Origin of the sequence: Globicatella sp. HMSC072A10 (assembly GCF_001811625.1) — a bacterium.
In the GTDB taxonomy this organism is placed as follows: Bacteria; Bacillota; Bacilli; order Lactobacillales; family Aerococcaceae; genus Globicatella; species Globicatella sanguinis.
Window position 1 is genome coordinate 17779 of sequence record NZ_KV805627.1, and the last position, 15765, is coordinate 33543.

A 15765-nucleotide genomic window follows, 5' to 3' on the forward strand; every position below is an offset into this window, starting at 1 on the left:
TATGATAAATCGATTATTAAAAGAAATGACACTTCGCGAAAAAGTAGGACAACTGAATCAAAAATTATATGGATGGGATGTCTTCGAAAAAAATAAAGGGAAAGTGATTCTAACCGAAACGTTTAAAAAAGAAGTAGAACGATGGGATGGCTTAGGTTTTATTTATGGTGTCTTTCGCGCAGATCCATGGTCAATGATGGATTTTAATCATGGACTGACGAAAGAAGAATCATGGTCTTTAAGTCATAATATTCAAAACTATTTGAAAGAAAATACCCGTTTAGGAATTCCAGTACTGTTAAGTGAAGAGTGTCCGCATGGACATCAAGGACTCTACTCAACAAGTTTTCCAGTCAATTACAGTGTTGGGGCCAGTTGGAATCCCACACTCTATCAAAAAGCACAAGCAATCGTGGCTAACGAAATACGTATGACCGGTGCACATATTGGCTTAATATCTACTCTAGATGTATCTAGAGATCCTCGTTGGGGCAGAACTGAAGAATGCTTTTCTGAAGATGCTTATTTAACAGGTCGTTTTACAAAAGCAGCTTTAAGAGGACTTCAAGGGGATATTTCTGACCGATTGGGACCAGATAAGGTATTGGCTACCTTGAAACATTTTGCGGGACAAGGCGCGACTTATGGTGGTCATAATGCGGGACCAACGGGTATTGGGGAGCGTGAATTATATGAGATTCATTTATTACCCATGAAATATGCTATTGAAGAAAATGTTCGACTCACGATGGCTGCCTATAATGATATTGATGGCATCCCGTGTCATGGTAATGAGAAGTTATTAAATTTAATGCTTCGAGATAGATTAGGTTATGAAGGAGCTGTAATGTCCGATGGTGTTGCATTAGAACGGCTAGTTTCGCTCGTGGATGGCAATCGTGAATTAGCAGCTGCTTGGGCTCTAAAAAGTGGGGTAGACATTAGTCTCTGGGATAATGTTTTCACCTATTTAGAAGGTGCAATTGAAAAGAAATATCTTGAGATGGAGAGTTTAGATCAAGCGGTTCTAAGAGTTTTAAAATTAAAAGAAAAATTAGGATTATTTGAACCCCCAGCTACGAAAATCAAAGGATATGATTTTCGAGAAACCAGCCTAATCAATAAACAACTAGCACAAGAATCAATGGTATTACTAAAGAATGACAATAATATTTTGCCGATTGATGTTAATAAAATAAAAAAAATAGCGGTTATTGGTCCTAACGCTGATGCACCTTATAATCAGTTAGGGGACTATACACCCTATAAAGAAGATGAAACTGTGTCTACTGTTTTACAAGGGATTAACGAATATCTTAAAGACTCCCCTGTTGAAATATTATATGCTAAAGGTAGTATGATATCCTATGGTAATACTGAGCTGTTAGAACAGGCCAAAAAAATTGCTGCACAGGCTGATTTTGTTATTCTTGCTTTGGGAGGAGCCAGTGCGCGTGATTTTTCAACTCAATTTGATGAAAATGGTGCTGCCTTAAGTGGCTCTAGTGAAATGACGAGTGGCGAAAATATTGACTTAGCTGATATTGAATTACCACCGTGCCAAAAAGAATTAGTTAATGAAATCTATAAAATTAACAAAAATATAATTGTTGCCTTAATTCAAGGACGACCTCATATTATTAATGAAGTTGAGTCGAAAATCAAAGGACTCTTTAATCTAGGATACCCTGGTGAAATGGGAGGGATAGCTTTTGCTGAACTGTTATTTGGTAAAGTATCTCCAAGTGGTAAATTAGCGATGAGTATACCATTATCAAATGGTTCTTTACCCGTTTATTATAACTATAAAGATAACCATCACAAGTATGCTTATATTGATCAAGAAGAACGTTATGCATATCCGTTTGGTTATGGCTTAACTTACTCAAAATTTGAACTTCGTGAAGTTAGAGTTAGCGATAAAATCAATGAGGAAAAGTATCAAGTAGAAATAACAGGACAACTTGCCAATATCGGTGAAATCGATGCTCACGAAGTCGTTCAGGTATATATTCGAGCTCATCATTTAAAAGTCATACCACGAGTCAAGGAACTAAAAGGGTTTAAGAAAATATTTGTTCCAAAAGGAAAACAAGTTTCGTTTTCCATTATATTAAGCGAAATGGAGTTAAGTGGATTGGATGAAAATCTTGAAGAACGTTGTTACTCTAAAGTAAAAGTAATAGTTGAGTGTCAAGAGACTATAATTGAAAAGAATATAAAGTTTAATTAATGCCAAAACTAGGAGGTGACGAATAACCCTATGGGAAAGAAAATTGAGGATCTAATAAAAGTTGTACCTACAGAGCGACAATTAAAGTGGCAACAATTAGAATTTATTGGTTTTATTCATTTTGGAATCAATACGTTTTATAATGCTGAATGGGGACAGGGCAATGAAGATATTAGTTGTTTTAATCCCAAGAGATTAGATGCTGAACAATGGGTTCGCACTTTAAAGGCTGCTGAAATGAAAGGTGTCATATTAACTTGTAAACATCATGATGGATTTTGTTTGTGGCCCAGCCAGTATACTTCACATACTATCGCCAATACTCCCTATAAAGATGGCAAAGGAGATATTGTAAAAGAAGTAGCGGCTGCTTGTAAAAAATATGATATGAAATTTGGAGTTTATCTTTCACCTTGGGATTTGACTGAATCAAGCTATGGTACAGGAAAAGAGTACAATGAATTTTTTGTTAATCAACTTACCGAGTTATTGACGCAATACGGTGACATATTTGAAGTTTGGTTTGATGGAGCGAATGGTGAAGGACCCAATGGAAAAACGCAAGAATATGATTGGTTAGGTTATTATCAAATTATTCGCCAATTACAACCCAATGCAGTAATTGCGATTATGGGACCAGATGTTCGATGGATAGGAAATGAAGCAGGCGTCGTAAGAAATAATGAGTGGAGTGTGGTACCAGAAGCGTATTCAGATCCATCCTATACCGCTAGACACTCCCAACAAGCGGATGATAAGGAGTTTGCTCAAACCTATCGACATGAAGATGCAGATTTAGGTAGTCGTTCTGTCATCATGAATTATCCAGGTAAATTAATCTGGTATCCAGCTGAAACAGATACCTCGATAAGACCAGGATGGTTCTATCATCCTGATCAAAACTCACAAGTAAAAAGTAGTGAAGAACTATTTAACTTATATAAAAAGTCAGTTGGCGGTAATAGTGTCTTATTATTAAATGTCCCCCCTAACAAAGAAGGATTGATTTCTGAAGTAGATGAACGCGAATTAAAATCTCTAGGTGAAAAAATAAGAGATTTGAATTGCGTTGATGATACCATAGCGTATGACATAATGTATGGAAAAGATATTTTATTAAATGGGTATCAATCAATTGAAAATATTGCTGCAAATGTAATTGTTGTTAGCTTTCAAAAACCAGAAGTGATTAGATATCTTATTATCCAAGAGGATATCACCAAAGGACAAAGAGTTGAAAAAGTAACAATCGAAATTTTTGATGAGCAAGGTAATCGTAAAGTTCAGATTTTGGTACGATAGGTTATAAGAAGATAATTGAATTTGAAGGTATCAATAAAGCGAAAAAAGTAAGAATGATTATTAATAAATTTAGAGGAACAAAAGTATTATTGAATAATATTAAGTTGAAATTTGAGAGTCTGAAAAAATAATAAATTGTTCAGATTATTGAGTAGAACTAAAAATATAAAAAATATTATAAGATTAAATCCTAGCAATTAAGAACAATAATTTGGAACCGCAATTTTTAGTGGGGAAAATTGATAAATATTGTTGGAGCTTAATTAAAAATAATCTATTTTATCAAAAATACTTGGTAGAGGACTTTTCTTTGAGCTAAATGTTTTTTATTCCCATACTTTTGAGAAGTTGTTATTCTAAATAAAATGTAAGAAATAGAAGTTGAACATTTTTGTTCACTTCTTTTTTTTCACTTTATTTTCTATTGATTTATTAAGCAAGGGATTGCATGCAAACACAATAAAAAAGAAATTTTGTTTCTTTTTATATAATATTTTTAAGAAACAATGTTGCATTCCAGAATTATTTGTATTAAACTATGTAATGAAAGGACTTACAACGAGGAGGTTTAGAAATTGTTCTCTAAAACGAAAAAGCCAATTCTGTGGGGTGGCGCTACCTCAGCGAGTCAATACGAAGGGAGTTGGGATGTCGGTGGCAAAGGAATCGATACACAAGACTGCCGGCCGTATATCCCCCGAACTGATAATGCAACCATGAGTACACGCTTAATTAAACAAGCAACGGTTGATGAAGCCAAACAATCCTCTTCAACCCAATTTTATCCATTTCGTCAAGGATCGAAAGGATATGAGCATTGTATTGAAGACTTGGAACTGTTGAAAGAATTAGGGATAGAGATTTATCGTTTCTCGATTTCTTGGGCACGTTTATTTCCAACTGGAGAAGAATTAGAGCCTATTGAAGCTGGTTTAGATTATTATGACAAAATTTTTGATTTCCTAAAGGCAAATGATATAAAAGTATTTTTGACTTTGTATCATTATGCGATGCCGCTTCATTTAGTAGAAAAATATGGTGGTTGGAAAAATCGTCAAGTAATAGATCATTATCTTCGATTTGCGAAAGTTGTTTTAGAACGATGGGGCGATAAAATTGATTATTGCTTACCATTTAATGAAATTAATACAGGATATTTTTCTCCTTATAATGGCATTGGTTTAATTCAAAAGGATGAGGGAGGATATGATGAGCAAGATATTTATCAAGCACTCCATCATCAATTTGTAGCAAATGCTAAAGTGATTGAATTTGCAAAGAAGCATGGACAGGTTAAATTTGGCTCAATGATTGCTTTTTTCAATTATTATCCCTTAACTGCTAAGCCTGAAGATAATCTCAAATTAGTTCAAGATGAACAACGATATCAGTGGTATTTCTCGGATGTGATGGTAAATGGGCATTACCCTTACTATATGAATCAATATTTTAAAGATAATGACCTTAACATCGTCATTACAGAAGAAGATAAAAATATACTTAAAAACAACACGGTTGATTTTGTGTCTATCTCCTATTATCAGTCTTCGGTTATTTCTACTGAGGAGTCTGAGAAAACAGCTGGTAATTTGGTCGTTTCTACAAAGAATCCTTATCTAAAGGCGACGGATTGGGGATGGCAAATCGATCCGGTCGGTATTCGAATTGCGCTTAATAAGATTTATGATCGGTATCAATTACCCATCATTATTTCTGAAAATGGTATTGGCGCACATGAAGTATTGAATTCAGACAATACGGTTAATGACCAGCACCGAATTGAATATTTAGAACAACATTTTAATCAAATATTGTTAGCTCAAAACGACGGTGTTGAGATTGAAGTTTATCTGTTGTGGGGTGTCATTGACATCGTGTCAGCAGGGTCATGTGAGATGGCGAAACGATATGGTGTTGTTTATGTAGATGCGGACAACGAAGGTCAAGGAAGTTATCGTCGATATAAAAAGCAAAGTTTTGCTTGGTATCAAAACTTTATTAATAAACAGCAAAGGAGATCATTATGAATTTTAGTGAAATTGAAAAATTAAACACTGAGAAAAATAATTCAAATACACGCGATATTGATATTCTCTCGACTAAACAAATATTAACAAAGATTAATGAAGAAGATCAAAAAGTTCCAGGCATAGTTGCTAGTCAAATTGATGCGATAACTCAGTTGGTTGATGAACTTTATTTGAAAGTTCATCAAGGAGGACGCTTAATTTATATTGGCGCAGGAACGTCTGGCCGTTTAGGAGTATTAGATGCATCTGAATGCCCACCAACATTTGGTGTGGATAAAGATATGGTACAAGGTTTAATAGCTGGCGGTAAAGAAGCGATGTTCATCGCTCAAGAAGGTGCGGAAGACTCAGAAACGGATGCCGTGGAAGATTTAAAAGCTATCGGATTAAATGAACTTGATTTCGTAGTGGGTATTGCTGCAAGTGGACGGACACCTTATGTGATAGCTGCTTTAAGATATGCAAACTCTCTTGGAGCTGGTACTGGATCCATCGCTTGTGTAAAGAATAGTCAAATAGGTGAAGTGGCTATGTTTCCAATTGAGGTAGTAACGGAAGCTGAAGCTATCACGGGTTCTACACGAATGAAAGCTGGGACGGCTCAAAAACTCGTTTTAAATATGATTTCAACAACATTAATGATAAAACTTGGTAAAACTTATCAAAATTATATGGTCGATTTACAACCAACTAATAGTAAATTAGAAAAACGTGCGGTAAGAATGATCGCAGAGCTTTTATCATTAGAAACGGATCACGCCTATGATTTATATATTAAATCAGGAAAGCATGTGAAATTAGCGTTAGTCATGCATTTAGCTGGTCTTAACTTAGAGGAAGCTCAAGCAACACTAGATGCTAATCAAGGCCATATTCGTTTAGCAATTAATAACTTAGCTTAGGAGGTAAACAATGGAAGGTTTAGAATTATCAATATTTAATATTATTTCAAATGGTGGCAATGCCAAGGGGTTAGTTTATGAAGCGATGGAAGCTGCAGAAAAAGGAGACTTTGAACAAGCAGATAACTTAATGAAAGAAGCAGATGAGTTTTTAACGGTGGCTCATCAAACGCAAACCGAATTATTACAAGGTGAAGCGAACGGAGATAAACATGACATTTCATTATTAATGGTTCATGCACAAGACCATCTGATGACTTCAATAGAAGTTCGTAATTTAGCCGATTTGGTTATTCGTATGAACAAGCGTCTTCATGATTTAGAAATTCAGGATTAGTAAAATGAAATCTCAACCAGAAAACAAACCCAAAAATAGTAACTCCAGTCCATTAAGAATGGAGAAAAATAATAAAATACCTAGTTTTGGTTATAAGAGTTCTATTTTTATGTTAGGGATGTTGATTCTAATTTGGCTAGGGGTTCCTTACTTAGTTCAGTTACTCCATTTGAATTTACAGTGGGGGACGATCTTAATAGGAGGTGTATTATCAGGATTTACCATTGGCTTTACACAATTTTTTATTGAAACAAAGAAAGGAATGACCCAAGCTTTTTGGATTGTTTCAATATTATGGTCATTATTTATTGGTTTATTTATTTTGATGTTTGTCTCAATGGGTGTGTTATTTTAAGAAAGAGAGGAAAAAAAGATGAAAGCATTATTAGTATGTTCAGGTGGAATGTCATCGGCTATTTGTGCCAAAGCGTTACAAGACGCAGCAACTGCCAATGGGCAAGATATTCAAGTTACAGAATGTGGGACTCAAGCGTTTGAAGAAGAGGTGAAAAAAGGTTATGAAATTGCCTTAGTAGCACCTCAAATTCGTCATCGTTTTAGTACATTAGAATCATTAGCAAAAGCAGCGGGGGTACCCATTATTTTGATCAAACCTCAAGGTTATACACCTTTAGGTGGCAAGATTTTATTGCAACAAGTCAATGAAGAATTAAAAAAATAAAAAGAAGTGAGGACATCAATTATGTTTGATAAAATTTCTCAATTTATGGATGAAAAGCTGTCTACGCCAATGGCGAGATTAGCTGAACAACGACACTTAAGAGCGATTCGTGATGGGATTATTGCTACTTTACCTTTAATTATTGTGGCATCTATGTTCTTAGTGTTAGCCTTTTTACCAAATTCATTACCACAAGATTGGGGTATTACCCAATTTCTATCGGCGAATGCAGGGAAAATATTATTACCACATCGCGTATCGATGTATATTATGACATTATATGCAGTATTTGGTATCGGCCATTCTTTAGCTGGTTCGTATAAATTAGATCCCTTATCTGGGGGGATTTTGGCTGAATTAGCATTCTTATTAACCATTACTCCGAAAATGGCACCTGTTGCTTCAGAAGGGGTATTGAAGTTAGCAGAATCAAATGCGGAATTACAAGACTATATCAATGCAGTTCCAGGTGGATTTAACTTACCAATGGCTAACTTAGGTTCAGCAGGTATGTTTGTGGGTATTTTATCTGCTTTCTTTGCCGTAGAGGTTTATCGCTTTACACAAAAATCTGGCTTTAAGATTTCAATGCCACCACAAGTACCGGCTTCGGTAGCACGTTCTTTTGAAGCTTTGACACCAACTGTCATTATTTTATTAGTATTATCAACGGTCACTTACTTTATTGGCTTCGATTTACACCAAATCGTTGGAAAATTAGTGGAACCATTAATTAAAGCGACAGATAGCTTACCATCTGCTTTAATAATTGTTCTATTAGCACAATTCTTCTGGTCATTTGGTATTCATGGATGGTCAATTGTAGGTTCATTAGCTCGACCTTTATGGTTAGTATTAATTGATCAAAATACCTTAGCATTTTCAAATAACGAAGCTGTAGTGAATACTGCTGCTGAACCATTCTATCAATGGTTCGTTATGGTTGGTGGTTCAGGTGCAACTTTAGGTTTAGCTATTTTATTTGCATTCTTTGCTAAATCAGCTTATGGTAAATCTTTAGGTAAAACGGCATTCATTCCATCTATCTTTAACATTAATGAACCAATGATCTTTGGAGCGCCATTAGTATTGAATCCGATGCTAATTATTCCATTTATCTTAGTACCCGTGCTTAATACGTTAATTGCTTGGGGAGCATTTTCTATGGGCTTAGTTAACCGCGTTGTGGCAACTGCTCCATGGACTTTACCTGGACCTATTGGCGCTTTCTTAGCAACTGGTTCTGATATTCGTGCTGCTTTATTAAGTATTTTCTTAATCGTATTGTCAGTCGCAATCTACTACCCATTCTTTAAAATGTATGATAATAAATTATTAGCTGAAGAAACTGAAGGAACAGACACTTTAAATTAGTATTTTAGGAGGCAAAACATGAGACAATTAGGAATTTCGATTTATCCTGATAAATCGAGTGTTAATGACATTAAGGATTATATTGAGAAAGCAGCCAAGGCAGGATTTTCAAGAATATTCTCTTGTTTACTTTCTGTGAATAAATCGAAAGCAGAGATTGTGGAAGAATTTAAAACAATTAATCAGTTTGCTAAATCAAAAGGTTTTAATGTGATTGTCGATGTGGCGCCTCGAATTTTTGAAGCTTTAGATATTTCATATCAGGACCTATCATTCTTTAAAGAAATTGGTGCTGACGGATTGCGACTTGATGTTGGCTTTACCGGAGCAGAAGAAACCATGATGACTTATAATGAGTTTGGATTAACCATCGAAGTAAATATGAGTAATGATGTGAGTACGATTGATACGATTATGGATTATCAACCTAATCGTTACTTATTACAAGGGTGCCATAACTTTTATCCTCATGGGTATTCTGGGTTAGGTGTAAAATTCTTCAAAGATTGTAGTGCACGTTTTAGAAACCATGGTTTAAAAACTGCAGCATTTGTGACTAGTCAAAATACCAACACCTTTGGTCCATGGCCGGTCACACAAGGATTACCAACTTTAGAAATTCATCGTCAGCTGCCATTAAAATCACAAATTAAACATTTTATCGCGATGAATGTAGTCGATGATATTATCATTTCAAATTGTTATCCTTCTGATGAAGAATTAGCTTCTGTAGCAGATTTAGATTTGAATTTAGTTACGTTTGATGTCGAATTAATTGACGATTTATCTGAAGTTGAAAAAAGTATCATCTTTGATGAACTTCATTTTAATAGAGGGGATACTTCTGATTATTATTTACGTTCGACACAAAGCAGAGTTAAATATAAAGGGCATCAATTTGATTTGCATCATGCACCTGATATTATAAAAAAAGGTGATATCATCATTGAAAGTAGTTTATACGGCCATTATGCTGGTGAATTACAAATTGCATTAAAAGATATGAAAAATTCTGGTTTTTCAAATGTTGTGGGACATGTAGTGGCTGACGAACAATTTATTTTAGATGAAATCAAACCATGGCAAAAATTTAAATTTAGAAAGGCAGTCAAATGAGATATTTTTTAGGAGTCGACGGTGGCGGCACTAAAACAAAATTTGAATGTTATGATGAAAGTGGGGCTTTGGTATCAGAGATATCAAAGCCTACTTGTCATTTACTTCAAGTTTCGCGAGATGATGCCGTTGAAGTATTACAATCAGGATTGTTAGCCATTAAAGAAGCAATTCAATTTCAACAAAAACAGGATGAACTGTATATAGGTCTAGGGCTAGCAGGTTATGGACTAGATCAACATTTACGCCAACAAATCGAAAGTGTTTGTCAAGAGGCCTTTGCAAACGAACAGTACCTTTTAAGAAGTGATGCTGAGATTGCCTTAATTGGGGCATTAAAAGGGAATGATGGTATTTTAATCATTGCTGGCACAGGTTCGATAGCATTTGCAAAGATTGGAGATCAGATTGAGCGTTGTGGTGGATGGGGCTATCAATTAGGTGATGAAGGATCTGGATACTGGATCGGTCGTCAATTATTAACTGAATTTACCAAACAATCTGATGGCCGTCATTTGAAGACCGATTTATATTCAATGATACGTGAGCATTTATCATTGGATCAAGATGGCGAACTCATTCAATGGGTTGCTTCAAGAGAAAATCAGCGCACAGCTATTGCGCAATTAAGTCGAATAGGACACGAGCTACTGATGAGTGGTGACATAGCCGTTCGTAATATTTATAATAAAGCAGCTCAAGAATTAGCTGGTTTAGTAAATAAGTTTAAAGAGGAATATGATGAGATGTCCATTTCGGTATCTTATATTGGTGGAATCTTAGAGTACAGTGAGCCTTTTCGGACCATGCTAAAAAGTCAGTTGGATTCTAAATATGCCTTAATGGAACCTTATTATTCACCAGCCAAAGGAGCAAGTATATTAGCACAAGAATTATTAGAAAAGAAATGAAGGTGAGAAAGTATGCCTTGTTTATCCAAAATATCTAATATTTATCCAACCTTAACAGAAACAGAAAAACGAATTGCTGACTTTATCTCATCGAATGTTTCCGTAACATTAGCAGAATCAATTCATGTTTTAGCTGAAAAAACCGAGACAAGTCCAGCGACGTGGGTGCGTTTTTCAAAAAAATTAGGTTACAGCGGCCTCACAGCGATGAAAGTAGATTTATCAAAGGATGAATTGAATCTAACAAAGTCGTGGACGGGTGTTATTAATGAAGAAGATAGTTTTGAAGAAATTTTTAATAAAAGTAAAAAAAGTTTGGTCAATGAGCTAAACGATACTTTGGAAATAGTAAGCTTCGATTCCATTATTCAAGCAATCAATATCCTAAAGAAAGCCAGACGCATTTATTTATTTGGCGTTGGTGGTAGTGGTGTTGCTTGTTATGATTTAGTTTTTAAATTGGTACGTATAGATTTGAATGCAATTTATCAACAAGAAGCTCATTTATTAATGTCTCAAATGGCTCATCTAGGGCCAGAAGATGCTGTTATTTTAATTTCATATTCTGGACAAACAAAAATGGTCAATAAAGTGGCAGAAGTCGCAAAGCAAAAGGGTGCAACGATTATTTCCATTACTCAATTTAATCCTAATACACCATTAGCTAAATTATCTGATATTCCACTCTATATTCCTATCGTTGAAAATCCGTTACGGATAGGGGCGATTGCATCAAGAAATTCAACCCTAGTTGTTACTGATTTTTTATATTTAGGGTTAGCGAAAAATAATTTTGAAAAGACAAAAGAAGATTTAATTAAGACAAGAAAATTTGTTGAAGATGTAACTGAATAGAGATATTAAGTTATGGTCGATGTTGAAAGAATATTAAAGTGATAGATAGTAAAGTTAAACCGTCATTTATATTTTTTGATTATCATATGGATGTAAGATAGATAGGAGGCAATAGATGTTAGCAGTAGGATTAATGTCCGGTACCTCATTAGATGGAATAGATGCTGTACTTTGTAAAATAAAGGGTGTTGGGATCAATACTAAGATTGAACAACTGGAATTTATTGAGATGCCAATGCCTGTGAAAATTAAAAAGAAAATTCAGTTAGCCTGTTTAAATCAGATGACAACCCGAGACATTTGCAGTTTAAATTTTGAATTAGGTGCATTATTTGCCGATGCAGTTAAAAAGGTCTGTGCTAAAGCAGGTATTGAGACGCAAGCATTAGACTACATCGCCTCACATGGACAGACAATCTATCATATCCCTAAAGAAAATGAAGACCTGTGTCGTAGCTCTTTACAGATTGGAGAACCAGCAGTGATTGCTTACGAATGCCAATGTCCTGTTGTATCGAACTTTCGGACTATGGATATAGCAGCTGGTGGACAAGGTGCACCATTAGTTCCTTATAGTGAATGGGTCTTATATAGTGATCAGTTTTACCACCGAGTCCTTCAAAATATTGGTGGCATAGGTAATTTAACCTATCTACCTGCTCATGGGAGTTTTACCGATGTAATGGCGTTCGATACTGGTCCTGGCAACATGATGATTGATTACGCATGCCAGCAATTGTTTAACCTTCAATATGATGAGGGAGGGCAAATAGCTGCTCAGGGTCAGTTAATTGATCAAATGGTTGAAGAACTTAAAGCTCATTCGTATTTAACAATGCCTTTACCCAAAACAACTGGACGTGAAATGTTTGGCAATGATTTTACCCAAGAGTTATTAGATAAATATCGAGAATATAATCCAACGGATATTATCCATACTCTCACTTGGTTTACTGCTTATTCAATTAGTTCGGCTTATAAAAGCTTCTTAATTGAAAAAGGTCTGGTCATTGATCAGGTCATCATTGGCGGGGGAGGAGCTTATAATCAATTGATGATTCAGATGATTAGAGAACAATTATCGGATTTCAACATCGAAGTCATGACCCAAGAAGAGCTAGGATATTCTAGTGCGGCCAAGGAAGCAATCGCTTTTGTGATTATGGGGAATGAAACAATCAATCGACGCCCGTCTAATGTTCCATCAGCAACTGGAGCAAAGCAATCTGTTATCTTAGGAAATGTGACATATTATTAGAAATAAATCTTACAATTCTATAAAAATATTCACTCATAATCAGAGTTTTGATTCTGTGGTGTTTTGGCATTTAATGAAAGTTAATTGGAAAACTGAGATATGTTTGTCTTTTGGTAATGAAAAGCCTGCTGATTTTTGAAAGATCAGCAGGCTAAAATATTGATAAGAGTCACAAAGCAGAATTATGTTTAGAAAATATTTTTAGCGACTAGTTACAATGAATAAATCTTATATTAATCTCTCATAAAGATATCACGTGTAAATACTTTATCTTTTACATCATCTAATTGGCTATCATAACGGTTCACGATAATCGCTTGAGATAATTGTTTGAATTCATCTAAGTCGCCGATTACTTCACTACCAAAGAAAGTAGTGCCTGCTTCTAGGGTTGGTTCATAAATGACCACTTTAGCACCTTTTGCTTTGATTCGTTTCATAACGCCTTGAATTGCTGATTGACGGAAGTTATCAGAATTACTCTTCATCGTTAAGCGGTAAACGCCAATAACGGTTTCTTTTTCTCTCGTCTCATCCCATGTGCCATCATAATGATGCGCTCCACTTAATTCTAATACTCGATCAGCAATATAATCCTTACGAGTACGGTTAGATTCTACAATCGCTGTAATCATATTTTGTGGAACATCATCAAAGTTAGCTAATAACTGTTTCGTATCTTTCGGTAAGCAATATCCACCATAACCAAATGAAGGGTTATTATAGTGGGTGCCAATACGTGGATCTAAACCAACACCATCGATAATGTCCTTAGTATTTAACCCTTTAGTCTCAGCGTAAGTATCTAGTTCATTGAAATAGGAAACACGTAAGGCTAAGTAGGTATTTGCGAATAATTTAACCGCTTCTGCTTCTGTGAATCCCATAAATAAGGTAGGGACATCGTCGATCAATGCACCAGCTTGTAATAATTCCGCAAAGATTTCTGCTTTTTCACGCGATTCTTCATCACAAGAAACGATAATACGTGAAGGATATAAGTTATCATATAATGCTTTTGATTCACGTAAGAACTCTGGACTGAATAAAATGTTTTGCGTATTGTATTTTTTACGAACAGATTCAGTATATCCAACTGGAATGGTTGACTTAATAATCATCATAGCATTAGGATTAGCTTTTAATACTAACTCAATCACAGTCTCAACCGCTGAAGTATCAAAGAAATTCAATTTACTATCATAATTAGTTGGGGCAGCAATAATGACATAATCCGCCTCAGCATAAGCTTTTTCGCCATCTAAAGTAGCAGTTAAATTTAACTCTTTTTCTGCTAAATATTGTTCGATATAGTCATCTTGAATAGGTGATTTTTTATTATTAATCATGTCTACTTTTTCATGAACGATGTCAACTGCTGTTACTTGATTGTGTTGCGCTAATAAGACTGCTAAAGATAATCCAACATAACCTGTCCCAGCAACCGCAATTTTATATGATTTTGGTGTTGCTTTTTTCGTTTCAGCTTTTTCTTCTACGAATAATTCAGTCAAGTCAAAATCTAATGCTTCTGCTAAGCTTTCTAATTGATTGATCATCGGTAAGTAGTCTAAGTTTTCAATACGTCCGATTAAAGAACGGTTGATGCCGGTCAATTCTGATAATTGGGCTTGCGTTAAATCTTTCGCTTTACGTTTGTTCGTAACAGTTTCAGCTAATAATTGAACTGATAATTTTTTCATAATGGACTCCTTTGTTATTTAAAGTAACATTTTTATTTAGTAACAAGCAAAATTATACCGTTAATCGTGTCGAAAAGCAAATTTTTATTAGATATTGATATTTTAAATAACAAAAAACTAGCGTAATGCGTTAAATTAGTGTACAATGAAGTCAAACATTAAATATTGAATAGAAAGAGGTATATATATGTCTAAAGTTAGAAAAGCTGTGATTCCAGCAGCAGGACTTGGAACACGCTTTTTACCAGCAACCAAAGCAATTGCTAAGGAAATGATTCCAATTGTTGATAAACCATCGATTCAATTTATTGTAGAAGAAGCATTAGCTTCAGGAATTGAAGAGATTTTAATCGTAACTGGAAGAAGTAAACGTGCGATTGAAGACCACTTTGACTCTAACATTGAGTTAGAATCTAACCTTGAAATGAAAGGTAAACAAGAGTTATTAGATATCGTCCGTGAAACAACTGGTATTAGAATGTTCTTTGTGCGCCAACCATATCCAAAAGGATTAGGTGATGCGGTATTACAAGCTAAAAGCTTTATTGGTGACGAACCCTTTGTGGTAATGTTAGGTGACGACATTATGCGTGACGAAGTGCCTCTAACTAAACAATTAATCGATGCTTATGAACAAAATCATGCCTCAAACATTGCAGTCATGAAAATGCCGATGGAAGACATTAGTAAATATGGTGTTATCGACATCGAAAGCCAATTAGAAGAAGGCTTATATAATGTTAAGAAATTCGTTGAAAAACCAAAAATGGAAGACGCACCAAGTGATTTAGCGATTATTGGTCGTTACTTATTAACACCAGAAATTTTTGATTTATTAGAAAAACAAGAGGCCGGTGCGGGTGGCGAAGTTCAATTAACCGATGCGATTGATACCTTAAATAAAACCCAACGCGTCTTTGCTAAAGAATTTAATGGCCAACGTTTTGACGTCGGAAACAAATTAGAATTCATGAAGTCAAGTATCTTAGTGGGCTTAGAACACCAAGAAATTGGCGACGAACTAAAAGACTTCGTTAAGAAGATTGCAGAAACATTATAATT

At 35.0% G+C, this 15765-nt stretch carries 14 protein-coding genes; 13 read left to right on the forward strand and 1 reads right to left on the reverse strand.

Features of this window, described 5'->3' with window-relative positions:
- Position 1: 1 nt before the first annotated feature.
- From HMPREF2811_RS01060 to anmK, 12 genes are all read left to right on the forward strand, one after another.
- Positions 2-2233, forward strand: a complete 2232-nt coding sequence (locus HMPREF2811_RS01060) for a glycoside hydrolase family 3 N-terminal domain-containing protein (RefSeq protein WP_071407725.1) — start codon at positions 2-4, stop codon at positions 2231-2233.
- Between the two features lie 30 nt (positions 2234-2263).
- Positions 2264-3535 carry an alpha-L-fucosidase gene (locus tag HMPREF2811_RS01065; RefSeq protein WP_071407726.1) on the forward strand — a complete coding sequence of 424 codons (1272 nt, stop codon included), beginning with the start codon at positions 2264-2266 and terminating at the stop codon, positions 3533-3535.
- Positions 3536-4110: 575 nt separating this feature from the next.
- Positions 4111-5562 carry a glycoside hydrolase family 1 protein gene (locus tag HMPREF2811_RS01070; RefSeq protein WP_168164923.1) on the forward strand — a complete coding sequence of 484 codons (1452 nt, stop codon included), beginning with the start codon at positions 4111-4113 and terminating at the stop codon, positions 5560-5562.
- Positions 5559-6467, forward strand: a complete 909-nt coding sequence (gene murQ, locus HMPREF2811_RS01075; protein WP_071407727.1) for an N-acetylmuramic acid 6-phosphate etherase — start codon at positions 5559-5561, stop codon at positions 6465-6467. Before HMPREF2811_RS01070 ends, murQ begins: the two co-directional genes overlap by 4 nt.
- 10 nt (positions 6468-6477) lie before the next feature.
- Positions 6478-6804 (forward strand): PTS lactose/cellobiose transporter subunit IIA, encoded by a 327-nt coding sequence (locus tag HMPREF2811_RS01080; RefSeq protein WP_071407728.1) that lies wholly within the window; start codon positions 6478-6480, stop codon positions 6802-6804.
- Between the two features lie 4 nt (positions 6805-6808).
- Complete coding sequence (locus HMPREF2811_RS01085) at positions 6809-7159, forward strand: hypothetical protein (protein ID WP_071407729.1); 351 nt, start codon at positions 6809-6811, stop codon at positions 7157-7159.
- Between the two features lie 18 nt (positions 7160-7177).
- The gene (locus HMPREF2811_RS01090) at positions 7178-7486 is read left to right on the forward strand and encodes a PTS sugar transporter subunit IIB (protein WP_071407730.1); all 309 of its coding nucleotides are present in this window, start codon (positions 7178-7180) and stop codon (positions 7484-7486) included.
- Between the two features lie 21 nt (positions 7487-7507).
- Positions 7508-8860 carry a PTS sugar transporter subunit IIC gene (locus HMPREF2811_RS01095; RefSeq protein WP_071407731.1) on the forward strand — a complete coding sequence of 451 codons (1353 nt, stop codon included), beginning with the start codon at positions 7508-7510 and terminating at the stop codon, positions 8858-8860.
- 18 nt (positions 8861-8878) lie between these two features.
- Positions 8879-9976 (forward strand): DUF871 domain-containing protein, encoded by a 1098-nt coding sequence (locus tag HMPREF2811_RS01100; protein ID WP_071407732.1) that lies wholly within the window; start codon positions 8879-8881, stop codon positions 9974-9976.
- Positions 9973-10887 carry an N-acetylglucosamine kinase gene (locus tag HMPREF2811_RS01105; protein WP_071407733.1) on the forward strand — a complete coding sequence of 305 codons (915 nt, stop codon included), beginning with the start codon at positions 9973-9975 and terminating at the stop codon, positions 10885-10887. Before HMPREF2811_RS01100 ends, HMPREF2811_RS01105 begins: the two co-directional genes overlap by 4 nt.
- Before the next feature lie 12 nt (positions 10888-10899).
- Positions 10900-11742: a MurR/RpiR family transcriptional regulator gene (locus HMPREF2811_RS01110; protein WP_071407734.1), complete on the forward strand. Its 843-nt coding sequence runs from the start codon at positions 10900-10902 to the stop codon at positions 11740-11742.
- Positions 11743-11857: 115 nt separating this feature from the next.
- A complete protein-coding gene (gene anmK, locus HMPREF2811_RS01115; RefSeq protein WP_071407735.1) occupies positions 11858-13000 on the forward strand; it encodes an anhydro-N-acetylmuramic acid kinase AnmK in 1143 nt (380 codons plus the stop codon).
- 233 nt (positions 13001-13233) lie between these two features.
- On the opposite strand, the gene HMPREF2811_RS01120 is transcribed toward anmK, so the two are convergent.
- Positions 13234-14703 (reverse strand): nucleotide sugar dehydrogenase, encoded by a 1470-nt coding sequence (locus HMPREF2811_RS01120; protein ID WP_071407736.1) that lies wholly within the window; start codon positions 14701-14703, stop codon positions 13234-13236.
- A gap of 187 nt (positions 14704-14890) precedes the next feature.
- On the opposite strand from HMPREF2811_RS01120, the gene galU reads away from it, so the two are divergent.
- Positions 14891-15763: a UTP--glucose-1-phosphate uridylyltransferase GalU gene (galU, locus tag HMPREF2811_RS01125; RefSeq protein WP_071407737.1), complete on the forward strand. Its 873-nt coding sequence runs from the start codon at positions 14891-14893 to the stop codon at positions 15761-15763.
- Positions 15764-15765 lie beyond the last annotated feature (2 nt).